General features: G+C 60.9%; 13 protein-coding genes. 1 reads left to right on the top strand and 12 read right to left on the bottom strand.

The window, feature by feature from the left end; genetic code table 11:
- Positions 1–279 precede the first annotated feature (279 nt).
- From AC1DNG_RS16065 to AC1DNG_RS16045, 5 genes are all read right to left on the bottom strand, one after another.
- A complete protein-coding gene (locus tag AC1DNG_RS16065) occupies positions 280–1314 on the bottom strand; it encodes a DDE-type integrase/transposase/recombinase (protein ID WP_476887763.1) in 1035 nt (344 codons plus the stop codon).
- A gap of 372 nt (positions 1315–1686) precedes the next feature.
- Positions 1687–5271: a glycosyltransferase gene (locus AC1DNG_RS16060; RefSeq protein WP_476887762.1), complete on the bottom strand. Its 3585-nt coding sequence runs from the start codon at positions 5269–5271 to the stop codon at positions 1687–1689.
- Between the two features lie 216 nt (positions 5272–5487).
- A complete protein-coding gene (locus AC1DNG_RS16055; RefSeq protein WP_476887761.1) occupies positions 5488–6558 on the bottom strand; it encodes a hypothetical protein in 1071 nt (356 codons plus the stop codon).
- Between the two features lie 44 nt (positions 6559–6602).
- On the bottom strand, positions 6603–7427 hold the full coding sequence (locus tag AC1DNG_RS16050) for a hypothetical protein (RefSeq protein WP_476887760.1): 825 nt from the start codon (positions 7425–7427) through the stop codon (positions 6603–6605).
- Entirely contained in the window at positions 7417–11511 is a 4095-nt protein-coding gene (locus AC1DNG_RS16045; RefSeq protein WP_476887759.1) for a glycosyltransferase, read from the bottom strand. The genes AC1DNG_RS16050 and AC1DNG_RS16045 overlap by 11 nt, the downstream gene beginning before the upstream one ends.
- Before the next feature lie 630 nt (positions 11512–12141).
- Here AC1DNG_RS16045 and AC1DNG_RS16040 point away from each other — a divergent pair.
- A complete protein-coding gene (locus AC1DNG_RS16040) occupies positions 12142–12885 on the top strand; it encodes a glycosyl hydrolase (RefSeq protein WP_476874374.1) in 744 nt (247 codons plus the stop codon).
- Positions 12886–12966: 81 nt separating this feature from the next.
- Here the strand turns inward: AC1DNG_RS16040 and AC1DNG_RS16035 are convergent, their stop codons facing one another.
- Genes AC1DNG_RS16035 through AC1DNG_RS16005 form a run of 7 tightly spaced genes read right to left on the bottom strand, consistent with a single transcriptional unit; the run spans position 12967 to position 23622 of the window.
- Positions 12967–14421 carry a hypothetical protein gene (locus AC1DNG_RS16035; RefSeq protein ID WP_476887758.1) on the bottom strand — a complete coding sequence of 485 codons (1455 nt, stop codon included), beginning with the start codon at positions 14419–14421 and terminating at the stop codon, positions 12967–12969.
- Positions 14418–15386 (bottom strand): alpha/beta hydrolase family protein, encoded by a 969-nt coding sequence (locus tag AC1DNG_RS16030; protein ID WP_476887757.1) that lies wholly within the window; start codon positions 15384–15386, stop codon positions 14418–14420. The genes AC1DNG_RS16035 and AC1DNG_RS16030 overlap by 4 nt, the downstream gene beginning before the upstream one ends.
- 13 nt (positions 15387–15399) lie before the next feature.
- A complete protein-coding gene (locus AC1DNG_RS16025; RefSeq protein ID WP_476887756.1) occupies positions 15400–17622 on the bottom strand; it encodes a glycosyltransferase family 2 protein in 2223 nt (740 codons plus the stop codon).
- Between the two features lie 48 nt (positions 17623–17670).
- Positions 17671–19548: a glycosyltransferase family 2 protein gene (locus tag AC1DNG_RS16020; RefSeq protein WP_476887755.1), complete on the bottom strand. Its 1878-nt coding sequence runs from the start codon at positions 19546–19548 to the stop codon at positions 17671–17673.
- Positions 19549–19552: 4 nt separating this feature from the next.
- Positions 19553–20389 (bottom strand): hypothetical protein, encoded by an 837-nt coding sequence (locus AC1DNG_RS16015; RefSeq protein ID WP_476887754.1) that lies wholly within the window; start codon positions 20387–20389, stop codon positions 19553–19555.
- Positions 20382–21692, bottom strand: a complete 1311-nt coding sequence (gene wecC / locus AC1DNG_RS16010; RefSeq protein ID WP_476887753.1) for a UDP-N-acetyl-D-mannosamine dehydrogenase — start codon at positions 21690–21692, stop codon at positions 20382–20384. Before wecC ends, AC1DNG_RS16015 begins: the two co-directional genes overlap by 8 nt.
- Before the next feature lie 7 nt (positions 21693–21699).
- Positions 21700–23622, bottom strand: coding sequence for a glycosyltransferase family protein (locus AC1DNG_RS16005; protein WP_476887752.1), 1923 nt, complete (start codon positions 23620–23622; stop codon positions 21700–21702).
- Between the last annotated feature and the right edge of the window lies 1 nt (position 23623).

Raw genomic sequence — 23623 nt, 5'->3', positions numbered from 1 at the left:
TGACACCAGCAAGACTGCGGAAGTTCGTGGTACTCGGCGTCGAAGCGCGGGCAGGCGGGTGCAAACAAGGCTAATAGTTCCAGCCACCTATGGATGCAGAGACAGCATCCGGCACCTCAGCGTCCAAGTAGTGGCCGCGGACCCTGCTACGGCTTTCGGCGAGGCAACTCGCATGTGGCTCCCCCGTGCCACTGTCAGCATCTGCCACTTCCATTCGACGTGCTGTCTCACCTCATCGTTAACACTTCTTGTCTCAACTGATCGTGGACGGTTCATGTCTCAGGACTTCGTGGACGGTTGCTTGCCCGTGCCGTTGAGGCCGATGTAGACGGTTCCTTTGGGCGGTCGCGGGTGGCTGATGATTTCGGTTCCCCGTGCGTCGAAGGCTGTCGCTGTGGCGTTCCAGGCCTCGGCCGGGGTCGTGCCCGGCGGCAGCGCCCGGTGTTCACGCTCGGTGTTGTAGTACGTGTCGAAGACATCGACACGGGCCTGTAGTTCGGCGACGGTCGCGGCCTGGGGATGGCGGTTCAGGTAGGTGTGCAGGGTCCGGTGGAAGCGTTCGGTCTTGCCCTGGGTGGCGGGTTTGTAGGGTTGTCCGGTGATCGGCACGACGCCGAGAGCCTTGAGGTATTCCACCAGGGCCCCGGTGCGGCCCCTCCGCGTGGGATTGAACGCCGCCCCGTTGTCCGATAGGAACTTTTGGGGCACTCCGTGGCGATCGATAGCTATTCGCACCACCCGGATGGCCGCTTCGGATGTCTCGGCGTCTGCGACCAGCGATGCCAGTGCCAGGCGGGAATGATCGTCGATGAGCTGGAAAATGGCCAGCCTGGCTCCGCCGGCCAGCAGCCACTCCGTCGAGTCGATCTGCCAGCAGCCGTTGGGTTCTGGATAGACGAACCTTTGGTAGGCGCTGCGCGGTTTCTTCCTCGGTTCCGGGACCACGACTCCGGCCCGGGTGAAGATCCGGGCCAAGGTGGCACGTGATGGCGGTTGGACCCCCTGGCGTCGCAGTTTGGCGGCGAAGCTCAACGGCCCGTAGTCATAGCCGAGGCTCTTCAGGGACTCCCGGGTCGCGAGAGCCAGCTGCGCCAAAGAGGCATCGACCTTGACCGGGCTGGTCGCCGGCTTGGTCGAGGCAGTTTCCAAGGCTTTGATCGTCCCCCCGGCGGCAGCCGCCGCCCGGATCTTGTAAAACCAGGCCCGGGACACCTTATGACGTTCGCAGAACTGTGTAACCGCACCCCTCTCAGCGTCGTCAGGCCATGTTGCCACCAAATGCCGGATCTTGATATCGGGGTGCATTTTGCTCATGACCCGAGCAAAACCGGTCCGAGTGTCCACGATGTCCTGAGACTCCACAGCCATTTCCATTCGGTGAACAAGATGGGCCACCGATAGGTTCGCCACCGGCCCAGTCGGGGACCGCTTCCGTAAACCGTGGCCAAGCTGTCCGATCGGGCAAGGAACCGGCGCGCACGCCGGAGCCCACGACCCCGAGTTGACAATCAGGCTCGCGATCTGGCCAATAATGGCAAAATACGTCAATGACTGCAGACGCCCTTGGAGCGAGGCCGAACGACCGTATGTCTATGCGCCAAGCTCTGTACACGTGCTGGAACGCCCTAGTGCCAGGGCTCCAACTCTGCTTACGGCAACATAAGTCTGGATGGACGTGATGCGCGCCTACTCGATAACCAGCGGGGGCGCTTCGTCACGAAGTCTTCTCTGCTCAAAGTACTCAGCGTACAGAGGATCTAGGTCATGCTGTTCTACAAGGCCTTCGAAACCCTCTTTGAATCGTTTTTTAAACAATTTCTTGTCGACTTCCGTGAAGTTCGCGGCATCGTTTTCAGCACTGTGGAAATCTTTTTTAGCATCATTCTCAATAAGCACGGCGGCGGGGCAATAGATATAAACTTTCCTCGCTCGCGCAATGACGGTGATCTCGTTATCTGCCCGGTGCGACCTGTAACCTTCGAACAATATCTGGTCACCGTACAATGAGTACGCCCAGCTCCTATCGACCATTCCGAAGGCGGCAACTCGCCCGTGCCACTTACCGCAATTGAATGCCAATAACTTGGACCCGCTATCGCTCATGGCGGAGGAAGCGGCTACTAGCCAGTCTTCGCCGGGGAATGCGTCCTCGGCCAGATAGACAACATAGTCGGCCTCCGTGCGACGAGCCGCAACGTTTAGAGTCCGAATAAATCCTTCCCGGCGAGAGTCGATAACTACGACAAAATCCGCCTCCACGCCAGCTCGAGAGCGGAGCAGTTTTGCGGCACGAAGTCCGGCCTCACGGTTAATGCAGGGCATTATCACGCTAATTCGACGATGAAAGCGCGCGTCCCCGGATCCTTCCAGGTCCCGAACATCGACCACATGTATCTCCCCGCCCTCGGTGGCATCATCCTGACCATCTTCGGCCGGAGAAGGAGCAAGGACGCCCTCCACCAGTAGAAGGTCACGCGCAACCGGTAGCTCGTCTCCCCCCACCGTGTCTTCGTTCAAATACCGTTCGTAGGCCCGGCGTGCGCCGAAGACATGCATCCAGCGCTCGTGGTTCTGGACATTAAGGCCGGTTTGAGCCCGCACCAGCGTCACCCCCAGATCCGTGACGGACGCGTATGCCTTCCGCACCCATTCGCGGCTAGGAAGCGCATCACTCGATGTGACGAGTACGTACTTCGCCGTCGACCGCGACAGGAGTCGGCTCAGCGCCGGTTTCGCCGGCGCTCTACCGTCCTCCTCCACAATGAGGATAGTAGAGACGGGAAAATCTGCGCGCTGCTCGATGAGACGCGACGCTGCGGCGCCGTCTTCGGCCGAACCCGCCAGCACAAATGCAACGACGTCTCCATGAGGCACCTGCTCAGGAGTCGGTAGGGCATCCGTGTAAACCGTGACAACCTGAGTGGATTCGTTCTCAGAACGCCCCAATCCAGCTGAGCGCCGTTCAACCTCCGTGCGCATTCGCCTATATGCTTCGCCGAACTCTACTGATATGGGATAGGGAGCGTCCCCATGGTCCCCCAGTCGGACCTTGGCGATCTCCACGTTGGCCCTTGCAGCCGCGTACGAGAATTGCCGCAGGTAAAGTCGGCGTGCAGCTTCTGTCATGATCCCTGTGGCCGTGGGATCGTCGAAGACATTCCTTACCGCCGCGAGCATTCCGTCCCAGTCGCCAAAATCGACTAGGGACAGGTAATTCTGGCGGCCCAGATCACCCAAGTCGGAGATGCTATTAGCAATGACGGGTGTGCGCATTGCGAAAGCGTCGGTGGCCTTGTACGGGAACTGGTAGTGACTGGCGGGGACAGCCGGGTTCAGCCACAGAATGACTAAATCTGCCGCCAGGTTGACCCTCGCCATTCCTTCGCGGTCCTGCGCAGGTAGGCTGACAATCCTATCGCCGAACCTCCTGACGAGCGCCTCCTGATCAGGCGTGACACGCGATCCTATGAACAGCAACTTGTACCGAGGGTCCGCGAGTCGCTCGATAAGTTCAACTAACTCGTATATGCCCTTATGTTTACGAATAAGGCCGCCAAACAAGATGACGCGGTCGTCCTTGGTGAACCCAAGCTCGCGACGTACCTCCTCGCGATCGAATCGGTCAGGATCGTATACTTCCTCGTCTTTCAAGTTCCGCATATACATCGAAGAATTAGCGTAATGGTCATCCAGGCCACGATTGTGGGTCATGAGGACTGGTGCGCGTTTGGCAAGAGGATCAAGCAGACGGGACCATGCCAAGGAATAAGGATTGAGTAACTCATCGTCCGAGACATCGAAATCTTGGAAATCCAGCTCGGTGTGCATGTCACCTACTCGCGGCGAACTAACAACGGTTTCGAGGTCATTGATTTCAAGAACGAATGGGATGCTTTTCTTCTCGTTGACTAGCATCGCCAGACCGAAGCTCGGAAGCCTTGGCTTTACCACGTACATCAGGTCGCCGGTCACTGCTTCCATCGCCGCCTCCATGGCGTGGAAAAAACTCGGAAAGTCACTTCCCTTAAAGTATTTAGTGACAAAGGCGGGGGTGGCTTGCTTCAGCGGCCCAAAAACACCTTCGCCAAAGAAATCAAAGGCAATGAGTTCAACTTCATGGGTTTTAGACAAAGCCTCCGCTACAGCATAAGGCTTGGAAAAGTGATTTCTGCAACGATCCCAGACGATCACAGAAATCTTCTTTTTCTCAGGACTGAGAGGAAGGCCGGATTTAAAGTAGGATTCAACCGTTTGGTTAATCCTGGCCGGGCTAAAAGCATCCTCCCTATTCATGCTCGTAATTTGCTTTAGCTTTACATCCCGCAAGTAAAGAGCGGCGATTACAGGCACGTGCAATGGATCCCGCAACCACGTGTACTTCAAGACCAGATCGTAGTCCTGACGACGTCGCAGCGACTCATCAAAACCGCCGAGCACTTCATATAGTTCACGACGGTGGGCGAACGTGTTTAGGTCAATATAGGGTTTCTGAAGAAGCGACTCGTGATCAAATTCGGGTCGGCGATACGATCGTAATTTTATTGTGTCATCGGAACGGACTTGATAATCGACGAAGTCCATGTACATGGCTGAGCGGCCTGCGTTGCTCGCAAAACTCTTGACCACAACGCTCAGATAACGCGGGTTCCAAAGGTTGTCGGTGTCCAGATATGCGATTATGTCACCCGTCGAAACAGCCAGTCCGACGTTGCGGGCTGCGCCGGCCCCCGAATTGTCTTGATAGACGTAGATGACTCGATCGTCGTTGAAACTCTCAACTACTGAGCGGGTAGTATCAGTGCTACCGTCATCGACAATTATCAGTTCAAAGTTCCGATAATCCTGGTTGAGGACGGATTCAATGCTGTCTGCAATTATTTCTACCCGATTGAACGTCGGCATAATCACAGAAACTTTGTGGTTCCCCGAGACTTCTCTGTTGAGTAGAGACTGCCCGAGAATCTTGTCGATGGTCGTCTCACTGCGATCGACCGCGCTGCGGTGCTCAGCCCGAAAGTTGACTGCGTCCATCAAGAGTGCGAGACGCTGCCAGTAGACGCCAGGCTGGTGCACAGCCTGCTCGAACCTATCCAGGCCGGTACCCCGCCATCCCCTGGCCGCCATGAGTTTCATATTGAACTCCACAGCATCGCGGAGGGCTGGGAGCCGGCGCATTGCCTCCGCGTACAGCACACCGGCCTGGTCGAAGTGACCCTGACGGTGGGCAATGTTTGCAGCCTTAAGTCCGTCTTTACCTGCGAAAACACTCATCAAATCGTTAGTCCTGTACTCGTAGGAAAATTCGTCTCAAACCAGCACTACACGGCGCGCAACGACCTTTGGATCTCGAGGTCGATGATCTTAACCGCCGAGGCATGCAGACCCCCCGGGTAGTCACCCCTGCAGGGCGTCCATGAGCTCATAGCGGTTTCCCCCGGCGGCACAGAGTCGCACGGGCTCAATAGCGTCGAACAATGCGTGAACTCTTCAAACTCGGCGGTCTGGGGCACCGTCGATCTGGCGAAGTACTCTCGTGTACCGCCAAGACCGGGAGCTTTTGATGGATTTCAACTCCGCACTCAGCATCTCAACTTGCTTTTCTAGTGAGCGTATAGCGGCGTTTGCCTGTTTCTGTTCGACCCGCAGTTCCCTTGCTGAGTTACGGTGCTGATCACGGACAGAACGAAGCCATTCGAGCTTTCCGGATTGCTCTTCTAGCTCACGTTCGAGTTGTTGGATTTTGGCTTTGCGGTAGACCCGGCCCTTGCGCATTTCATGGACCTTGGCCATCAGAGACTGTTTTTCGAGAAGCGCGCTCTCAAGTTCTTCCTGCGTACGGTGAAGCTGAGGAATTAGGAGGGCGTTCTCTTTCCTGATGCGGTCTAATTCCTTCTTTTGATCACGATTATTTGCTCGCAACTTTATATACTCTGCACGATCCTGAAGCAACCTGCTGCGAGACGTCAAAAATTCCGCAATTAGATCAGGGTTGGACGGCTTCTCTACCGCTCCGACACTTGTAACTTCAAGTTGCTCTGCCAGCACTTTCGCTCCAGGGAGATCTAAGAGTTGAAGTGCGGCCAGCTGCATTCCATATTTTTCTGGATCTCGGTCCTGGGCCGAGGTCCACACACTGGGTTTCGTGTCGGTTGAAAGTTTCAGCGGAAGATTTGTTGATCGGGCGACGTGATCGACGAGGTTGTCAAGGCCGGCAGGTGATGAAGGACGAGGGCCGAGTGACACCCGGTGCGGGAACCTTTCGTGCAACTCCAGGAGCGAACCCGCGAAATCCTGCCATTCGGCCATGGCCTGCTCCGGCTCCTCCCCTTTCAGGAGGGCTTCGACCAACTGCTCTACGGGACTTTGGTAGACCACAACTGCGTAGGTCGTTGGCTCCTCCTCGAGTGCCACCTGGATGTCTGCGAGTTGCGACATGTCCCGCTTAACCCACGCGTGGGACGTCTTTTTGAGCGCGGCTTTCCAGGCATCGTCGGAGGATCCCGTTAGGTCCGCCAGGTTTAAGCCCACAGCTACCTTCTCAATTAGTCGATCAGACATTGTCATTCCCTCGATATCACTAGTGAAAGTATTAGACGGTGCCTCTACTTCAAGTGGATCAGTATCTCGTCAAAGGTCTCTTGGTTTTCTGCGCCGGCATGACCAGATTCATCAGAGAATTCGCAGATCGTGAGCTTCTCTGCATGGACCGAGGACTCCAAGTAATTTCTGAAGGGCGTGAAGTGGTTCTCATAGTGGTCAGTGTCCTGCACATTCTGAGCGAGGAAGATACTGCGAGCTCCCGCCGTCACATCGGGATCTAGGGCTGAGAACTTATACTGCTGGTCCTGCGGGACCCCCCCAAGATCATCTGAGCCGTAGCAGACCTTCGACATGCGTTTTGTCCACTTGACGGGATACTTCCACAAATCCGTCTGCGGGTTAACCGCGATCACCCGGAGTCCTTGGTAGTAACGCGCGAAGCGCAGCGCAGCGAACCCTCCGCCGCTGGACCCATAGGAGAAGACCTGATCCTCGCCGGCGCCAATAGTGTTCGCGACTGAAGCCACGATCTCGGCTATGTGCGCAAGGTAGTCGCCCTGGCTGTTGCCGGCATACCAGGCGAGCCCGAGATTACTGTGGTGGTAGAGCGCCGGGTCTGAGAAGTAAAGGCAGCTGGCAGGGAACTTGGAAGCCCAGCTCCAGCGCTGGAATACGGGCGGCTCGAACGTGCTTCGTCGGGCATCTCCCGAGAAGAACACAATGAGGCGCCCCGTCTCAGGTTTGGGGTCGAAGATGAAATCGAACTGCTCACCCTCGAAGCGCTCTGTGTAGAGGCCGCGCTCCTGGACGTCGAGGCCGGCCGGGCCCTCCCAGTCATGGCGCGGGACGCTGTCCAGATGCTTGATCGATGTCTTCTTAGCTTTCATTCTGCTCTACTTCCACGCCCAGACCGGACAAGCGCCTCAGATAGGCCTCCGGAGTACATTCCTGCTCGATAAAACGGACTGCGCGCTGCTGCTGTTGCGCATAGCGCTGCGAATCCCACAACTCGTTGATGACATTCTTGACCTGGTCCGGCTCAGCATAGACTGCCGCATCTTTGAACACTGGTTCAAAGTGGCGTGGCAGGACACACACCACCCCGTAGCTCATGGCTTCAAGGATTGCCATGCCGAAGGCTTCAAGCCAGCCGTCGCTGTGGAAGTAGACGAAGAAGTCGATCTTCTCGGACAGGTATTCTTCAACACTGATCTCGTTGAAGACAAAGATCTCCCAACAGGCAGGGTTCCGCGGGAGGAAGCCCTTCCGCACAGGCACCTTGGCGCCGCCAAGTATGCAGACATCCGCGGAGCCGTCAGCCGGGTACACCTGCTTAAAGACCTGCCGGTCAGATGGCCACTTTGCGGCGTCATCGCGCGCATGCCGCCCAATGGTGGGCCGGCCCGCCCGGTAGCGGTTGTGGGTCGCCTGCTCTTTGAGCTCGATAATGCCCTTCCAGGAGAAGCTTGTCAGGTCTGAGGCCGGCATGAGCGGCGCGATCATAGCGCCGATCTGCTCACTCTGCGGAGCCCAGAGCGGCCGGACGCCGAATAGCGCCTCGACGTTGCGGGTGACAACGCCGATGTCATAGCTGCGCCGCTCCCCGCTCGGTTCGAACGGCGGGTGATTGGAGACGATGACGGCCTTCTTGGGTTTCAGCCTGGCGGGCACGTCCGGCGCCACCTGCAGCGCGGTGGGCCACCGCACGATAAGAAGATCAGTCTCAGCTGCGGTGCCCAGGGACAGCCGGTCCACCTGGCCCGTCAGGACCAGGTCATCGATCTTGCGGCTGAACTGCCGCCTGGAAGCGGACGGGATCAGGCCGTTCTGGATCGGGATCACACCGACCCGGAGGCCAGCGTTCAGACAGACCGAGATCTCATTGAAGAGCGAAGTGGAGTTGCCGGCGAGGAAGCCGAACTCCGACGCGAAGACCACGTCGTACTGTGCCGGCCCTTCCGAGCGCGCCCCTGGCAGGTAAGCGGCCGGGGCGACGAAGCGCCGCGCGTCTGGCGACTTCGGCATGTACGGTGATTCGCCAGATTCCCGAATCTCGCGATGCCAACTCTTGTAGCCACGAAGGTAGGCCCGGCGTTCCGGAGCAAGGTAACCCACACCCATGTCGTCACGGGTCAGGTTCGCGCCGTCCATGAGAGCGAACGCCAGGGGCGCTGTGGTAATCGGTTGCACGGCGGTGCCGTAGTAGTTCTCGATCCGGCTCTTGAACTCTGAGTCCCCGGATTTACGGACGGTGTCCCAGTAGCCGAGGTCCGTCAGCACTGGGTCGCGACGGAACATCAATGAGGCCATGGATGGGTACACCACCCGTCCCGTGGCGGAGCGCAGCACCAGAGTAAGGTGCTCGTCCACGCGCACCCAATTGGTCATATTCGCCACGCGTTCGGGGGCCGCCAAGAAGTCGCGAACCTGCAGCTCGATCTGCTGCGGGTGGTGCCAGTCGTCCTTATCCGCCACAGTGATCAGCTCGCCGGTGGCCAGGTCGAGTGCATCATTGCGCACGGAATAGGAGCCACGGTTCACGTCATTGAGCACCAGACGAATGCGGGGGTCGCGGGCGGCAAGGTCCTGCAGCTGCTGCCGGTACGGAGTGGGCCGGCCGTCGGCGTCCTGCTCGGGTGAGCAGTCGTCGATCATGATGATCTCAAGCTTGCGCCAGGTCTGCCGCAAGAGTGAATCCACCGCGGTGTTGGTCGCGGCGCTGGGTTCGTATATCGGCATGATGACGGTCACCAGCGGGGCGTCCGGGTCCTCAGCCGCTGGGGGCAGGTCCGTGGTGACGTTGTAAAAGCTAACGCCGCCGTCCTGCATCGAGATCGGGGCGGCCCCGCCCTCTTCGAGCAGCTCGTTCAAGCCGGCCAGCCAGGCGTCGGCGTTACCGGGCACCCGAGTCACGCGGGGATTGAGCGCGTTGAGCGCCAAGAGGTTCTGCGAGTAGTCATGCTCGACATCGGAATCTTCTGCTGTGAGCACCCTCCACGACTCTGCGAAATCACCACGCCACCGAAGGAGGTCACCATAAAAGGCGCGGTCGACGCCGGCAATGTCCTTCAGGCCCCGCCACTCTTCGAGCATGGAGTACAGCGTGAGCGCATCGAGCTGGTCCGTCTGATCTCGAGGAGCGGCATAGAGGAACCGGGCCATGGCGAGCACACCGGATTTCCAATGATCATCGCGCAACATCCCGGCAGCGGACTCCCGGAAAAGTTGTGCGCGGCAGGACTCCAGGACCCCATGAAGCTGGCCAAAGTCGTAGCGGCCTTTTGAGGCAGCGTAAGCGAGGACATCGCGGGCTCCACCAGTGCGATTGCGGATCGCGTTAGCGGTGAACCACTGGAGCCGGCCGGGATTGACGCGCAGCTCCTCGACCCAATACCAGATCGCCCCTCGCGCGGGCTCCAGCACAGCGCCGGCGCCCTGCTTTTGGGAGAAAATCGCTGCTTCGAGCGCTTCCAGGCTGATGTCCGTCCGGGCTTGCTGGTACGTCCCCAGAAAAGTCTCAACAAATTCCCGGCGGCCAGCCCGCCTAGCATTGCGAAGAAGCTCAGTTGCGTACATTGAGGATGACGCCTGCAGCGCCTGAGCCAGCAAGAAGCTGTCGGTTGCCAAGAAGGCGCGGTCCTCCCAGAGCACCCACTCCCCCTGCGGGTGGACGGCAACAAGGCGTAGATGGGCAGCACGGAGCCCAAGAACCGAGGAAGGCAGCGCCAGCGCGTACCCCGCTCGGCGGATGCCATGCTGCAGCTTGGCGTCCTTGTTCTTCAAGACAGCCGAGGACCGGTTGAGCTCCGTCTCTTCCGCCTCGGTTACTTCACGCAAGACGAGCTCTACGGGGAGATCGAGATCGGCCGTGTGGAATGCCCACCCGGTGAACATCCCCCCGTCGAGAACAGTCCCTGAGAGCACGAACTCCCCGCCTGCGTCCTGAATGATTGCCTCGGGAAGCCCCGCGGGCCTGCGGCCCGTGACATCTCCCAGACGGAGATCGTAGGTGCCACCAACTTCGGCACCCGGGGTGTACAGCGGAATGGAGTCAGCGATTCTGCCTTGAAGTGGGATTTCACCGGCATACCGTTGGATCTCACCGGACTCGGGGGTGTTCTCGGAAGGCTCAGTCAGTGCCGTGAGGGTCACTTCCGCCTCACCCAGTCGCAGGACCAGCCGCCGGTAACGGGACTCCCCCGACAAAGCAATCGAGACATAGCATTCCGTCAGTGCCACGCGAGCCACGCTCATCTCGGAGCGAACCCGTGCGGGCTTGAGCCACGCGGAGGAAGTTCCGGGTGCACCATGCTGCAGCCGCTGTGCTTCGCGAGCTGCGGCGTCACTGTGCTCTGCCGCGAGCTCCAGCGTCTGGTCCAACACCAGCACCGGCGTGTGCGGCTCGCCACCGGCGTGTATCTGGACCCGATGGGCCTGCCCGTCGAAGAAATCCGCAGGAATCTGGATGCCGTGCATATAGCCGAAGGGGGCGTCGAATTGCACCGTGTCGCGCTTCCAGGGGAGGACACGCCGGTCGGATTTCCCTTGGTGGATGACAGTTCCGTCCACGGTCACTCTGGCGTATGCCGGACGATTTTCAGCGCTTGCCCATCCGGCCACTTGGCCCTGCGGAGTAACCATGAAGTCGGCGCTGAGCTCCGTGCCCGCGATCCTGGAATCAGATGTACTGATCCCTTTTTGCCTGAGGACATTGCCTGTCCCCCGGTGGATGAGGGCGACGTCGTGCTCATCACCGGTCCAGAACTGCGGAGGCAAATTGCCAAGGAAGCCAACGTTTCGGGTGCTGAACTCCTCAGCCGAGAGTTCGTCCCGGAAGATGTTGCAAGTGAACGAGGAGACTGTCTCCCCGTTGACCACGAGGTCCAACACCGTCGTTCCCTGATCGGCGTCGGGCTCGTACACCCAACCGCTGATTCGGTGGGCCTGGTAATTGACAATCTTGAACTTCATGAACCTGCGATCTCTTGAGGTGCCATCGGGGGCGCGGAACCACAGGCGTGAGGTGCCATCGGGGGCGCGGGAACCACAAGCGTGAGGTGCCATGGGGCAAGGGAGCCACAGGCAATGCTACCAAAGCCGGCGCTGCCCGAGAGTATTCGCGGCCACGGGGAAGTGTCGACATACTCCTGACATCCGGATAAGCATCAAAAGTCGTAGCCCATCACGACCGGGACAAATTGAGCCCTGATACCAGACTTTCCTCGCCACGGCAAATTTGAGCTTTTGAACAAACCCCCGCGAAGCCAAAACGATGAAAACCCCCGGGGCTGGATCGGATAGATAATGGCCAGGCCAAAAACTGCGCCAATCCTGCGTTCGAATCGCACTTTAGGCTGAGCCAACCGTGCTATTTTTTTCTCGCCCTACCCTTTGTGCGTCACGCAAATCCGGAGATCCACCGGCGCAGCCTCCGCCGCACTAAAAGCGTCAGCCAACTATTTCAGAAAGGTCGTTATGGAGCGCCGTAAGTTTCTCACGATCCCCCTCGCCGCAATGGCGGCTCCCGGCGCACTCCTCGCGGCCAACGCCGTCCCAGCGCAGGCGGCCCTTCTACAGCCCGGCATGGCAATGTCCCCAACGGTGCTCCCGGCTGTCAAAGCGCTGAAGGGCGTTAGCCACGCAGGTACTGATGCTTTGGCACTCCGGCAGATTAGGAGCCTAAATCTTAGCTGGTATTACTCCTGGGGCTCCAAATACACCGTGACCACCACGCCAGGCTTTGTGCCCATGATCCGGAGCGCAAAATCCCTGGATCAGGGAGCCATCAAGTACGCCACCAGCCAGTTGCCGCTCACGAAGTCCAAGCATCTTCTGGGGTTTAACGAGCCGGACGTCCGGTCCCAGGCGAACATGACTGTGGACCAAGCGATCAGCCTATGGCCCAAACTTCAGGCAACCGGTCTGAGGCTGGGGTCGCCAGCGACAGCTAAGCCCTCGAGCCTGTGGCTTGAGGAATTTATGTCCAAGGCCAAGAAACGTGGACTCCGCGTCGACTTCGTGACCATGCATTGCTATGCGTGGCCCAACGCTCAGGACTTCCTGAACAAGGTCACCGCATTGCATGAAAAGTACGGCAAGCCTGTGTGGGTGACCGAGTATGCGGTAGCGGACTGGAGCGCCACGTCAACCCGCCCCAGCCGCTACAGCAGGACCCAGACCAACGACTTCATGCGGGCAACCGTAGCCGGAATGCGACAGCTGCCGTTCGTTGAGCGATTCGCGTGGAAGACGCGGTCCATCAGTGACCCGGTAATGGGGTCTTCTGCCCTGTACAACACGGACGGCAGCCTGACTAGCACCGGCCGGCTCTACGCCTCACTCTGAGCGGACTACGACGGTATCCCAGTCACCGTTAGTCATGTCCGTTTCGAGACGCCGCTGCGTCTCGAAACGGACATTTCCGGCCTAGGAAGAAATATCCTTCAAGGCTGGGGCCAACTCGAGGGTGGCCACCTCGAAGGCCGACCTGCTGGCCCTCACCGCCTCCGGCAGCGCCATAAACGTCTTGAAGAGATTACGGGAGTTGTACGCCACCATCGATGGCATAGCCAGATCGGCCTCAGACATGGACACACTCCCCCAGGTTCCCATCCTGTGCTCCCAATAGAAAATGTCGTTCGGGTCGTAACCTTTGAGCGAGTCCGCTGTGAACGACACCCGGCTCATCATGTCCTCAAAAAAGCCCCGTGTGATGCGCGAGCCGGCGTTGACATCATAGGCATTTGAAAGTTGCTGGACGTTGACTTTGGTAATGCGCTTGTCCTGGCTTTGGTAGAAGCCACGCATCACCTCCCCGCCGAAGCCGCGGATAAAGAGCCCGTCCCGCACCTTTTCCCCTGTCGCCGCCAAGCGCCCGAGCCATGGCGAGCCGGGCCCTCGATAATAGGCGGTGGCCCGGCGGAACGCCTCGGATAGCGCGTCGTCCGTCTGATTGAGTGTGAGGCGGTTGTGGATGGGCCAGACCTGCGCTTCCAGCCCATAGGCTCCAGCGATCTCCGACGCCATACGGGCGTCCGGTGAGCCTGTCATGGTGGCCGCTTCGCTGCGTACGTAGGTGAAGATGACCGGATTGCTGTCCTTCGTGGCAGCAAAGACCCCCCTGCTGTCCGTGCCTGCCGTCAAGCCCAGCACAGGGCGCAGTCCGTTGATCGCCAAGTACCAGCGAAGACCGTGCAGGTGCGCCACTAAGGCTGCAACTGCTTCCTCATTTGTCGTCTGCATTCCGATGTTTTCCCGCGGCCAGAAGCGTTCGACCGTTTGGTGCGGCATGATCAACTTGGTGTTCGGTGTCAGCTGAACCACGTGCTCGTAAGGCGTCGCGACGCCGGGCAGGTACTTCACATCCCGCTGCTGGTAATTTCGCGAGGTAAGAAAAGGCACGAAGAAGTCCGCGAAGCGCGCGCCGATCAAATCGGCCACGATCTCGGCGTGTGACGCCGCAATGGGCGCCCCGGCTGTGGAGTAAAAGACCGATCTGGACCCCATGGCGTCCTGATAGATTTCGGTCCTGCCGTCCGTCTGGACAATCAGCGCGAACCTACCCGCCAGCCGGTCGAGAACGGCGTAAAAATCTTCGTCGCTGGCTACGGCGTCCAAGAGAGCTGCCAGGACATCGCCCTCCAGATAGATTCCTTTTTCCGGGTCAAAAGCCTGTCCCACCAGCGCGAGATGCCGCCCATCCGCGACGGCGGTGACAAACCGGGTCTCCGGATGCACCGTCAGGTATACATCTCCCACGGGCACGGTCTTCCAGCCGGCCAGCGAAGGAGCTTCAGCCGGGGACTTAGACACCACGAAGCCGTACCTGTACATCAGGCGGTCCAGATCCGCGTCCGCGGGAGGGGCAGGCAGTAATGTCATCGTGGTCCTAGTTCTGCGTCACGTACCGGATCGGGGGGCATGAGAGGAAGCTCTCGGCCGTAGAAGTTCAAATGCGCCTGCTGGATGTGGTCGAGGAAGTATCCCAGGGCGGGAGGTGCATGCTCGTTTTCGTAGCGCTCAGCCACAAAATTTACTCGCCGTCGCGGGTTGAAGCCGCCCTTGTCCGGATTGACGCCGTTCGCCAAGGCGAACGGCACATAATGGGCCTCAAAATGAAACTGGTCACCGGTGTTTTGAACAAAATGCACAAAATTAACCGGGCGCACTTCTTGGTACAATTTGCGCAAATTGATTCTGGTTCCGAAATCGTTCTCGACCTGCTCATAGGTCTTGTGCCGGGGAAAGGCGGCGGATGCTAACGCCTTTCGTTGAGCCAAGTGATAGCCGCCAATGGTTGTCTGGGGCGAGAATGCTACGGCAACGGAGTTGGGGATCCGGCGGGACAAGGCAAGTGCGCCATATCCGCCCGCACTGCTGCCGACGCAAACCACCCTTGAGTAGCCGCCGGCGGCAATAATCTGGTTTACCACTGCCGCATAGTCGGCAATGAGATCCTGGCCTTCCGTGCCGATGTACCAGCCGATTTCCAGGGAGCCGTTGATCTCGAGCGTACTGTCGGAGAGGTAAAGTCTGGCCGAGTCGAGACGGTTAAGCGTACGCCGCCATTCGAACCGGGGAATCCTGAACCGACCACGGTTCATGGCCCCGTGCAGTGAAATCACCAGCGTCTCGCTGTTCGCCGGCTCGAAGAGCATCCTAAGTGGCAGTCCATCGCGAAGTGCCGGCTCAAAGACGATGTGTGTATCCTGCTCCGGAAGTGAAGTGATGGATGCCCCGGGCGCTGCAGTGAGCTTGGCGACGTGATTGTCCGAATCCCAATCATCGACATGGTTCCAGTCGATCGGGTTGGCTCGCGCGGCCGTTGTGCCAGGGGCTGGAACCACCAGCGGCCCGTTCCTAGCCTTGGTTGACAGTCGCCAGGAACTTCGGAACCTCGCTGTCCGGAACTTCCGTCGGAGCCGGGTTGCCAATGGTCCGCTCCAGGACGGCAGCCACGTCAGGGTCCTCGGAGGTCCACTGAACAGCTCCGCCAAAGATCGTGCCAAGGTTGCGGGCGACGGTCGTGACGGCATATGTGTGAACTCCAGTATGCGGGTTGAAGGGAGGTTCGGAAGCTCGAACCATTATAGTGTCCGCTGTGTGGCCGCCCCGCAATTCGCGCGTGAACTGGAAGCTTGTGGGGTCGTAGACGTTGACGATCCGGGAATGGAGATCGTCCGTCAGTTCCACCCGCGTGATCCGTTGCGCAGCGAACTCGTCAAGCATTTGTTCGCTGAAGGATGTGTTGAACGAGATCGTGTTCAGGATGCTGGGAACATGCATCATCCCGACTCGGCGTCCCGCCGATCGAGCTTCGTCGATGTCGCGCCACATAGCCGGAGCGCTCTCCCTAGGGGCGCCAAAATCGCCGACGAAGAGCTCGTCGAGTTCAACCGGCTCTGGCCGGGCGGGCAGAAACCTGGCCGGCGCGGGGAAGGCACGCCGACCAGGGGGAAAGTCCAAGTAGCCGCTGTGGTGGCCGTGGCGGATCTGGCGGTGCCAGTGTTCGTAGGCGGCCCGGTAGGCCACCCGATCGGGTGAGCGGTAGCCCATCCGGAAGTCGTCCATTGACAGGTTGGTGGAGCCCACCAGCGAAAGCGTCAGGGGTGCTTGGGTGACTTCCAGGACTTCCTTGTCGTTCACCAGGAGCTGGTATCTAAGAATGAACTCGGTGTCTGCCGCTTTTCGAACGGTGTCCCAGTAGCCCAATCGCTCCTTGATGATGCTGACAGGAAACATCGCTGAGACGTGGGCGGGAGTCACATAGGCTCCCCTCCAGCCTCGGTAATGGAACATCAAGTCTTCGCCCACGCGTGACCACGGTGCCGAAACCAGCCGGCGGTCCTCCTGCCGGACGGCCACCGCTACCAGCATTTCGATTTTTTGGGGGTGCTGCCAGTCGTCTCCATCGAAGATGGTAATGAATTCGCCGGTGGCCGTTGAATATCCGATATTACGGGAGGTGTATGCTCCCGAGTTTGGCGTGTTGCGTAGCACTTTTACGCGCGGGTCGGCAAGTTCCCACTTCTCAAGCCGGTCCGCAAGAACGTCCCCCGAACCGTCATCGACGATGATGACCTCGATATTCCGGTAGCTCTGAGCAAGCGCGGACTCGATCGCGAGATCGGTAAATGCGTCAGGGCGGAAGACCGGCATCACGATCGTTACCAGCGGCCCTTCGGTCATAGCCGGTACGGGATCCGCGGACAGCCGGAGGAAGGCCGGTTCAGCGCAGTCTTTGAGCCGAATTGGTGCGAGGCCAGCGGCCTCATACATGGCATTGATCTCCGCCAGCCATTCGTCTACCGTGCGGGACGAGTCACGGAAAGGATTTCTTGCGTTGGCCCTGTAGAGATGGAGATCGTTCGGATTCTTGTTTTCCGCGTCACAGAGGCCCTCGAGTTCCAGGGTCTGGTCACCGCGTCCCGTCTGTGCCAGAGCGTCAAGGAAGAACTCACCCCGGCGTTTGCCCTGGAAGTGTTTCGGACCCAGTTTGCCGTAGACATACTGATAGATCGTGGCGGCGTTAAGGATGTCGTCTTGGCGGATGTTTTGCCGGTAGCAGGTGTCTGCCAGAACCAGGAGTCTGCCCTTGGCAGTCGAGTCGAGCACGTTGAGGATCGAGTCCTGTGCTTGGCCTCCCATCCGGAACAGCTCAAGGGTATGTTCCATCTGTTGCCAGTCCAAGCGACCTGATGTCACGCTTCGGGCAAGCACGTCCCGGCCGTCGAAGGAGCGGAGCTTCGTCAGCCGCTGAGACAGTTTGGCGGGCGGGATGTTTGATTTCGTTCCCCACCAATGGGCAGGTCCCACACCCTCGGCTGCCGGCTGCGGGGCGGGGACCGGTAGCAGAGCGGACACTTTTGCTGCTCGACGTGCCTGCCGTAACGCAGTGTCCATCTTCGCCACTCCAGCCAGCACGGCCACAAGCATCAGTACCAGAGCCGGGAGGAGGATGAATCCGGAGCGGAAGTAGGCGCCCGCGAGAACCGTGAAGAACAGAGCAGCCAGCCCCGCCGCAGCGGCCTTCTTCCTCAGGGAGAGCTTCCTGGCTCTGCGGAGGAGCTGTTTGACGTTCAAATTATTCCCCAGGTGGCATCGAGTTGTTGATTGGCTTGGCAGTGGCTTCTAGCGGGAGATATCCGAAAAATGGCTGCGGAAGGCTTGGTCGCGGGCACCTTTGGCTTTCCTCTCCACGCTGAGCTGCGGCGGCGGCCGGAAGCCGTCCCATTGCTCTGCCACGCTCTGCAGGAATATGCTGTCGTCCGGGTTCCACGTGTGGCCGCCATGTGAATCGGCGCCGGAGTGTCGTTGCATCATGTAGTTCTGGCCGTGGGAGCGGTAGATGAGTCCTCCGGCTGCCTGGACGGCCTGCAGGAGGCATCGGTCGACGGCGCGGTGGACCGGCCGCCATCCTCCCAGCTGTCTAAGCTCTTCGCGGCCGAGCATCATGGTGCCGCCGGCAACATGGTCCGAGTACTGCTCACCGAGTGGCGGCCGGCGGGTGGTGATGTCCAGGCTCTCAAGGTACACAAATTCCACTTGTGCCCCTACCAGGGTGGCACCGCTGAAGTCCTTGGCGTGAACCAGGTCCCGCAGGTGGTGCGGGCCATACCAGTCGTCGTCGTCCATCTTGCAGACAAGATCGCCGCTGGCAGCGCGGACGCCGGCATTGAGCACCTGGCCAAAAATCGTGTCAGCAGGAACGGACCGCAGCTGCAGCTCGCCGGGATAGGCCTCGACGGCACGCCGGACCTCGGGCAGCTCGGCGTCGAATCCGTGCAGTACCACCACTACTTCCAAGGCGTCCCAGCTCTGGCGTGCCAGCTGTTCCAGGGCCGACGCCAACTTCTCGGGCCGGCGGGTGGCCAGGACCACGCTCACGGAGGGCACGGGAAACTGGGGCTTGCCAAGCTGGCCCAGCACGGTGTTCCAAACGGCCTTCGGGCTGTAGAGGTCCAGCGCCGTGCGTCGCAATTCGATCGACTTCGATTCCCGCGCCACCACGGGATCGCCCGCGTCGAAGGCCTGGATGCAGTGCACCAGACGATCCCCAAGCAGGGAACGCACCGGCGGCGCCAGATCCCGTGCCAGCAGCGGTACGCCGGCGACGGCGAGCTGGCTCAGGCGCCGCGCCAACGGCCAGTCCAGGCTGCCAAAGCGGGTGCCGTCTACCTCAACGTACTTGTGAGGGCGCAAAGCGGTAAGGGCGGTTTCGCTCAGCTCTCCCCCGCGGCCGAGCTCGCCCGGATCAAGTGCGCGCGTCGGCTTCTCGGCATACGGCAGAAAGCCCATGGGCGAGACGACGGCGGTATCGACCGGGGGCAGGACCGTCCCCGGCGGTGTCCAGACCGGCGGGGTGACGCGTCCAGGATTATCTGCTGTTTGCTCGCTGAGCTGCCTTGTGAGTTCGCCGGGCCCCACCAGCACGTCGACTGAATAGATGTCATCCGGCTCGGGATTCAGGAGCTGCTCCGTCATGAGGCTGGCCAGGGCGTCGCCGGCGACCCAGGCACTGTCTCCGGGCTCGGTGATGCCGACCCGCAGTCCGCCAAGTACCGGTCGCGGCGCAGCAGGTGCACAGCACCCGAGCGCGGCCAGGGCGGCGGCATGCACGTGCACCCATTTGCCGCCTTCAACCACGACGGCGAAACCCAGCCCGGGCACAGTGAGCGCGCTGGTGCCGGCCTTGACCTGGAGGCTGCGCGGGGTCCACACCGGGAGATCGGCCGCCGGGAAGAATCCGGGGATCACCAGCACAAAGCGTTGCGCCCGTCCCTCGCTGCGGAACAGGGGAAGGAGCGCCCGGGCGTGGGCCAGTGACTCTGCGCGCACAACGTAGTTGGCCCACCACAGTTGATCCGCGGAGACGGCGTGCTGCCACTCCGCCCAGGTCCGTGGATCACGGTGTTCCCAGTCCGTGCGGGCGTAGTCCAGCCCAAGATCCAGTGCCAGCTCAGCCATGGAGTGGTCCGTGGAGCTGACCAGGACGCTCTTGATCTGCATGCGCCTAGCTCCCGGCCCGCCCGGCGCGGACCTTGAGCCGGCCCAAGATGTAGGCCGGGCCCTTGCGGGCAATGGCGCGGGCACGTGAGAGACCCCGGTTTGGGGCAAGGCCCTGCTCCAAGCGGCGGCGCTCGATTTCGGACTTCCTGAGTCGGGCTTCAAGGTGCCGGATCTGCTGCTCATAGTCGTGGCGGGTGGCGCTGTCAGCCAGGTCCCGGACGACGATGTTGAGGTCCAGGGTTGCCGCGGCCCCCTTGCGTAGGTGCAGCTTGGGTTTGGGCCGCCGGAAGTCGTGCAGGCCCAGGGCGTTGCCGGAGACCCAGCGTTCGCCGCCGGCGCTGCGCGCTGACTTCTCGGGATCACCGGATTCTGACAGCTCCCGGAGGGTGGCCGTCTGCCACAGTTCTATTGCACCGGGCTGCCCGTCCACCAGCGCCCTGAGGACCAATGCCTGCGTGTGACGCAGGGTCTCCATCATCGCCTCGAGCGAGTGCATGCCCAAGGCCGTGCCAGCGTTGAGGACCAGCGTGTAGGCCGCCTCGGCCGGTTGTTCCCCGTCGCCCCCGAGGAACGAAAAGCGGCGGTCGGTGGCGAGCCATTCTTCCAGCTTTGGCCGCCCGCCGTCCGCCACGAGGATGTCGACGGCGAAGTCCTGGCAGGCGGAGCCGAAAAGCGAGGCGACGGTCCCTGCAATCTCCAGATCCGTGGCTTTCGCGGCCCGGACCAGGATCCGGACAAGGGGGGTCTCTTGCCGCGGCGTGTGCAGGGCCTTGAGTGCAAAGCCGGCCTCACGCAGCTCCTCTTCAATGGACGCCGCCACTGCGTGACTTCCCCTATCCACCTACGCTTGCTCCCACGGGGGTGTGCGGCCGGCTGGAATCTGCAAACTCCAGCTGGTTCCAGATGCCCTTGGTGTCAATGACCTGCTTGCCCGCCAGCGCTTCGGAGTCCAGAGTCAGGAATTCGTCGTGGTCCACCAGCAGCATCACCAGATCTGCCTCGGCTACGGCCTCTTCCATGCCATGGAGGCGGGAGAGCCCGGAGGCCGCCAGGGCGGCGGGGAGTTCCTCAACGTTCGGGTCCACCACCAGGATGGTGCTGTCCGGCAGCTGCCGGACCAGTTCCTGGACGATCGTCACCGACGGCGACTCGCGGACGTCGTCGATGTTCGCCTTGAATGCCAAACCCAGGACAGCCACAGTAGCGCCAGGCTGATCGGCCAGGGATTGAACGGCCTGGCGGACTACGTGGTGCGGCTTGGAGTCGTTGACTTCACGCGCCGTCCGGATCAGCCCGGAGTGCTCCGGGACGGCGTCCACAATGAACCAGGGGTCTACGGCGATGCAGTGGCCGCCGACGCCGGGGCCGGGGCGCAGAACGTTCACGCGGGGGTGGTGGTTCGCGAGCTCGATCAGTTTCCAGACGTCGATGCCCAGATTGTCACAAATCAGCGAGAGCTCGTTGGCGAAAGCGATGTTGACATCGCGGAACGTGTTTTCAACCAGCTTGGTCATTTCAGCGGTGGTGGCATCCGTCAGGAGGATTTCGCCCTGGCAGATGACCTCGTACAGCCGCTTGGCCAGCTGGGCGCCTTCTTCGGTCAGGCCGCCGATCACGCGGTCGTTGGTGACCATTTCGATCATGATCCGGCCCGGCAGTACGCGTTCCGGAGAGTGCACAACGTGGACCTGCTTCTTCCCGGGAGCTGCGTCGAGTGAGAGGTCAGGCCGCAACTCCATGAGGTGCGCGCCCAGGCGTTCGGTGGTGCCTGGAGGCGACGTTGATTCCAGGACCACCAATTCGCCACCGCGAAGTTTCGGCGCGAGGGCCTCCACCGCGCTGCGAAGGTAGGACAGGTCCGCACCGTTGCCCTCGGCCAGCGGGGTAGGCACCGCGATGATGTAGGCGTCAGCAGCAGGAACGGTGGCCATGGCCACGAGGTTGCCGAGGCTGACGGCGCCTGAGACCACCACGCCCATGTCGGGTTCCACGAACGGAACCTCGCCACGGTTGACAGCGTCAATGGTGGACTGTTTCACGTCGACGCCGGCTACCAGCTTGCCCTTGGCGGCGAAGCTGGCCGCGGTGGGCAGGCCGATGTAGCCGAGCCCGATGACGGCAACATCAAAAATCGTCTCGTCCATGTCTCCCCTAAACTAAAATGTGGTCTTCGGGCGAACCGAAGAACTGAATATTTGAAGTAGCCAGAAGCTCTTCATTGGTAATGGGCCAGGTGTGCGAGGCCACGTCGGCGCCCCGCATCTGGCAGTAATTGAAGCGGTCTGCCGAGTAGATCCGGGCCCCGGCCTCGATGACGTCGCTCAGGAAACGCGAGTCCTCTCCGCGCGGCACCGGCTGAAATGGAAAACGCCTGAACGTGTCCGTGGCGGCGAAGATCGTCGGTCCGGAGACCGATTCGACGTAGCGGTGTTCAAGTTGCGGGTTACGCAGGATGGTCGCCCCGGCCCCGGCCAAGTGCATGTAGTGCGCGCGCTTGCCCACAACTTCGGCTTCGGAGTACATCATGGCGTGGACCTGGTCGCCCAAGTACAAGGAGGTGTAGACGTCGTCGTCGTCCCATTTGGTGGCGAAACGGCCGTCGGCCTTCGCCACGAGCGAATTGAGGCACTCACCGAGCGTGGTCTGCTGCGGCTCCTGGAGAACTACGACGTCTTGAATCCCGGCTTCCAGGCTTTTCCGGCGGAACGCGACTTGGTCGATCTCAAACCCGTGTGCAAGGTAGACCAACTGGACATCCACGTCCTGCTGGGCAGCCACCCCGGCAATGACGTGTTCCAGCTGCTGCGGACGGAAACTTGAAACCAAGACCGAAACCTGGGCCCGCGGTGCCGCGGCGGCCCGCGCGGGCAGCGCTGCCGCCGCGATGGACTCTGCCCGGTGGCTGAAGGTGTGCTTCGCCCAGATTCTGCGCTGGGCCTTGTGGACGAGGCGCTGTGCATAGTCCGGGTTGGCGGTCAGCGCCTTCAGCAGGTGCGTGGCGTCGTCCCGGTTGTCCGCGGTGGGAATTTCATTGCCAGGGAAGAACTCCGTGATGGCGGCGCTGGGCGTGGACACCACGCAGGATCCGGCCGCGGTGATCTCAAAAATCCGCCGTGCGCACATAGACGGCGAGTCCGTAACGGAGTTGACGTTGAGGAAGACTTTGTAAGCCTTGTAGGCGGTCAGCATCTGTTTGTAGGACAGCGAGCCCACAACGTGCTTCTTGAGGATTCCGGGGAACTGATACTGCGGCTGCCGGCCGAGCTGGCGCGAAAAGATTTCGAATCCGGGGCGCTTGCCCGCAGTCGCGTCCACGGCCGCTCCGAGGAGGAACTCCATCTGGCGCCGGCGGTCCTCGTACTTGTGCGCGAAATACATGCCGGCGAAGGCGATCTCGCGGGTGTGCCAACCGTGCCGCGGTCGGGACGGGTTGTGGATGCGGGGCTGCGCGGCGAAGGGCAGCACGGAAATCCGTTCATGGCCCAGATCCTCGCGGTAGCGGGGCAGCATGTTGGCGTCAGTGGTGAAGACGTGGTCGAAGAGTTTCGCAGCAGGCAGGAAGTCCTCATAGTGGGGCGGGTCTTCCTTGTTCCAAAAGACAGCCGGGAGTCCAGCGGCCCGGCACCCGTCAACGAGCTCGATGAAGGCCGCCGAGGGACCCGCCGGGCCCGTGATTTTGCCCCGCCAGAGCCCGGCGTTGCCCGCCCACGCGGATTCGACGACTACGAAGCCCAGCGCCTCGTCGCGCAGCTGCTGGGCCCAACTGTCCGGCCTAAGCGCCACGACGGTCCACTCGGCGGCGAACGCCGCCGCGGAAAAGTCATCCATGATGATGCCTACGCGCAGGTGCGGATTCCGTGGCTGCGCTGCGTCAACAGCCGCTTCCCGGAAGATCAGGTGCCGGCCGCGACCCAAGCCGCGCCAAGCACCTTCCGCACCGCGGACGCCTGCAAGGCTGGCCTCGTCACGCTCCGTGGTGCTGCGGTGCAGGTAGCTTTTGACCTGCCCGATGCCGCCCTGGCGGGCGTGCCAGAGCGCGCGGCGCCAATAGGCCGTCTTGTCTCGAAAACTCATT

It is taken from the genome of Arthrobacter sp. 01T425 (genome assembly GCF_056398725.1).
The sequence above is the reverse complement of the archived record's forward strand: the minus strand, read 5'-3'. Positions and strand labels throughout refer to the sequence as shown.